We start from the raw sequence: 3,973 nt of genomic DNA, 5'->3' as shown, positions 1-3,973 counted from the left end.
CTCCAGGCCCGTGCAGCCCGTCCCCCCGAAACCCGCCGGAGCGAACAGCCCTCCCCGGAAGCCCTTGCCGGTCGCGTCGATCACACCGTCATTCGTCACCCTGCCCCGGGCCACGAACGCCAGGACGCCGCCGGTGCTGCCATCCCACTCCCGCGCGACGAGCCCCGTCCCTCGGGGGATGACGACGTCCTCGTACTCCGGGACCCGGATCACCTGCGAGACGCCCTCCGCGTAGGCGTGGGCCAGCGGCGCGGCCAATTCCAGCGCCTCCTCCGTGCCGGAGCGCACGCGCGCCACCCGCGCCAGCTCCCAGACGCCCACCGGGCCTCCGGAGAGTTCGATGAGGACCGGGTCATTCCCCTCCAGGGTGGACCCCATGCCCTGCATCTGGACCACCAACACCAGATCCCCACCCGAGAAGCCACGAGCGGAGAGGAGCGGGATCCGGGACGTGCCCACGGCGACGGGCTTCGTCACCTGGGCGTAGTCGTTGATGACGGTGTCCGGACCGCGTGCGGTGTAGTGCAGGCCGCCGGACCCGAGGAAGAACAGGTCCGGCGTGGCCAGGACGGCGGTCCCGGCCAGCACCACGCCGGCCACCAATGCCTTGAGGAGCGCGGGCTTCATCATCATCGGGTCTCTCCGGTGCCCGGCTCACGCTTGGGGCTCGGCGTCTTGTCCGCCTGGGGGTCGACGATCAGGAACTCCACACGGCGGTTGTTCTCCCGGCCGACGGAGGTCAGGTTGCTGTCAATGGGGCGATCCTGTCCGTAGCCGTAGGCCGCGAGGCGCTCCGGCGGGACCTTCTTGCCAATCAGGTACTGGCGCACCGCCTCCGCCCGGCCCTGCGACAGCCGGCGGTTCACGTCCGGCATGCCCCGGTCGTCGGTATGCGCCCCCACCGCGATGAGCGGGAACTCGGGGTGCTCGAGGATGACCTGCGCCACCCAGTCGAGCACCGGGTTGGAGCGCGAGTTCACGCGCGTCTGCGCGGGCTCGAAGTAGATCTTCCCTCGCGTCTCCAGCCGCGTCGCGTGGAGCACCACCAGCGGGAAGATGTGCTGCGGACAGCCCTGGTTCTCGTACGTGCCCACTTCGTTGGCGCAGCTGTCGATGCGGTTGGGCACGCCGTCCTTGTCCGTGTCCGTCTCCGGGCAGCCGTCGCGCTCCACGGGCCCCGCCTCGTTCGGGCACGCGTCCTTGTCGTTGTCGATGCCGTCCTTGTCCGCGTCACGCACCGGGCAGCCCTGGTTCTCCGGCGGCCCCGCTGCGTTCGGACACGTATCCGAGTCGTCGTCGGTGCCGTCCTTGTCCGTGTCGCGCAGCGGGCAGCCCTGGCTGGACGCAGGACCAGGCTCCACCGGGCACATGTCCAGCGCGTCCTCCAGCCCGTCGGTGTCCGTGTCCTTCTTCTCGCAGCCGTTGCGCTCCAGCGTCCCCGGCACCCGCGGACAGCGATCGATGCCGTTGCGCACCCCATCGTGGTCCTCGTCCATCTCCGGGCACTCCTCGAGGGTGTGCGGCAGTCCCGGCTCGCAGTTGACGGAGGACTCGCCCGGCCCGCGCTGCGGCGTCACGTTTCCAAAGGCCCCGCCCACCATCAGCCGGAAGAGCGGCGTCCCCGGCGCGCTGCCCACGCCCATGCCCGCCAGCGCGAACATTTCAAAGGACGGCTTCACCAGGTAGCGCGCGCCGGGCAGCAACTCCACCGCCCCGGGCTGTTCCGTCAGCGGCACCATGCCCCGCACGTTCAGCTCCCAGCGCAGCCGCCGCCCGGTGGTCGCGAGCGCGGCGCCGATGCGCAGCTCATTGCCCACCTCGTCCACCAGGATGCCGGGCCGCTGCGTGAGGGCCTGGCTCGGCCGGGTCAGGAAGCCGACCTCCAAGCCTCCGCGCAGGAAGCCGAAGTGCCGCCCCGCCATCAACCGGGGCGCGAGCCTCAACGCGCCATCCCGCGCGAGCCCCGCCTGACTGCCGACCGGCAGCCCCACGCCCATCTCCAATGCCAGATCCACACCCCCGTCATCGTCTTGCGTGAAGAGCCCCGCGCGAGCACTGACCGCGGGCGTGCCCAGCGCGAAGTTCGCCGGTGCCGAGATGTTCTCCCCCGTCAGATCCGAGCCGCTCTGGAACGCCACCACCGGCAACTGCAGGCCGAACTGCAACCAGCCTGTCGCGGCATAGGCCACGGCCAGATGCGTGGTCGCGCGGCTGCCGACGATGCGGAACGTCTCGCCATCGCGCTCGAAGAGCAGCGGATCATGCGCGTACTGCATGGCCACGGTGGCCCTGTAATGGCCCGAGGGCAGAAGCTGTCCCAGACTCACCACGAGTGAACCCTCCGCACCAGGGTTCAGCTCCAGCCGCTCCAGGTCGATGCCGGGCAACGGCGTCTGCGCAAGCACGGGGGTGGAGATCAACAGGAGCGACAGCAGTTGCAGATGGCGCAGGAGCATCCTTCGTTTCATCGCTCTCCCGGAGGTATGGCTGGCGTGGGCGCCCGAATCCATGTCGCGCTGCGATCCATGGCCCCCCGCCCTCGCGCAACACTATAACAGCAGCTCGCACCGCCAGTACATTCGCGACGAAATGCTTGTCCGCGCCCGCAAGCACTTGCGGACCCATGCCATCGCGTGTTTCTAATTTGTCAGGCGTTCGCCCATCCCAATCCAGTAGGTGGCGGGTGACCCTGGGGGCTTCCGTGGCGCGGGAGAATCAATGATCGCAAATGCTGCGCTGCTGGCGAACCAGACGGAATTCGACTTCCAGCTCGGGCCCCACTCTGCCGAGGATGTCACGGTATTCGGCTTTAAGGCAGACGAGTCGGTGTCTCAGCCATACTCCGTGGAGGTCGCGCTGACCCCCAACCCAGACGTGGAGCTGGATGACACGGCGCTGCTGGGCAAGGACGCGCGGCTCACGGTGCAGCTGGGGGACGGCACGGCCCGCTTCTTCCACGGCGTCGTCGCCCGCATCGACCGCCGGGACGAAGGGACGGGGCCGCAGCGCCGACGCTACGGGGTGACGGTGGTGCCCCGCCTGTGGACGCTCCGGCACACGCGCCGCAGCCGCATCTTCCAGGAACTGACCGTCCCGCAGATCGTGCACAAGGTGCTCGACCAGGGGCAGGTGGAGCACCGGCTGGCGCTCTCCGGCAGCTACCGCAAGCGCGACTACTGCGTGCAGTACCGCGAATCCGACCTCGACTTCATCTCGCGGCTCCTGGAGGAGGAGGGCATCTTCTACCTCTTCGAGCACGGCGAGGACGCGCACACGATGGTGCTCGGCGACGCCGCGTCAGCGAACCCCGCCATGGCGGGCGAGCCCAAGCTCGTCTTCCGCGAGCGCTCACGGATGGTGGCGGAGAAGGAGTTCATCCACACCCTCGCCGCGAAGCTGGAGGTCCAGCCCGGCGCGGTGGCGCTGCGCGACTTCAACTTCACCCGCCCCGCGCAGGACCTGGGCGCGGAGAGCGCCGACGACGGGGGCGAGTCCGCGCTGGAGATCTACGACTACCCGGGCCTCTACGACGAGCCCGGGGCCGGCAAGGCGCTCGCGAAGATCCGCCTGGAGGAGCTGCGCGCCCGCGTGGAGACCGTGTCCGGCGCCAGCTACAGCCGGCGCATCTGCGCGGGACACACCTTCGAGCTGGCCGAGCACCCGGACGCCGCGCTCAACCGCAAGTACCTGCCCCTGTCCGTGCGGCACACCGGCCACCAGGCCGAGGCCCTGGTGTCGGAGCAGGCCTCGGTGGGATCCAAGGAGGGCTACCGCAACGAGTTCCTCTGCCAGCCCGCCCAGGTGCCCTTCCGGCCCCCCCGGGTGACGGCGCGGCCGGTCATCTCCGGCGCGCAGACGGCCATCGTAGTGGGCCCCGCGGGCGAGGAGATCCACACCGACGAGCACGGCCGCATCAAGGTCCAGTTCCACTGGGACCGCGAGGGCAAGAACGACGACAAGAGCTCCTGCTGGA

2 protein-coding genes and 1 pseudogene are annotated in these 3,973 nt (G+C 69.7%); 1 reads left to right on the top strand and 2 read right to left on the bottom strand.

The features are described from left to right. Both D7V93_RS39680 and D7V93_RS39675 read right to left on the bottom strand, forming a co-directional pair. A pseudogene (locus tag D7V93_RS39680) lies at positions 1 to 633 on the bottom strand (adventurous gliding motility protein AgmC); the annotation flags it as partial. Then, complete coding sequence (locus D7V93_RS39675; RefSeq protein ID WP_244237785.1) at positions 630 to 2,456, bottom strand: OmpA family protein; 1,827 nt, start codon at positions 2,454 to 2,456, stop codon at positions 630 to 632. The pseudogene D7V93_RS39680 and the gene D7V93_RS39675, both read right to left, overlap by 4 nt. Before the next feature lie 370 nt (positions 2,457 to 2,826). On the opposite strand from D7V93_RS39675, the gene tssI reads away from it, so the two are divergent. Then, the coding region (gene tssI / locus D7V93_RS39670; RefSeq protein WP_244237784.1) for a type VI secretion system tip protein TssI/VgrG at positions 2,827 to 3,973 on the top strand (1,147 nt) is incomplete at its 3' end.

It is taken from the genome of Corallococcus llansteffanensis, assembly GCF_003612055.1.
GTDB classification, from domain to species: Bacteria; Myxococcota; Myxococcia; order Myxococcales; family Myxococcaceae; genus Corallococcus; species Corallococcus llansteffanensis.
The sequence above is the reverse complement of the archived record's forward strand: the minus strand, read 5'-3'. Positions and strand labels throughout refer to the sequence as shown.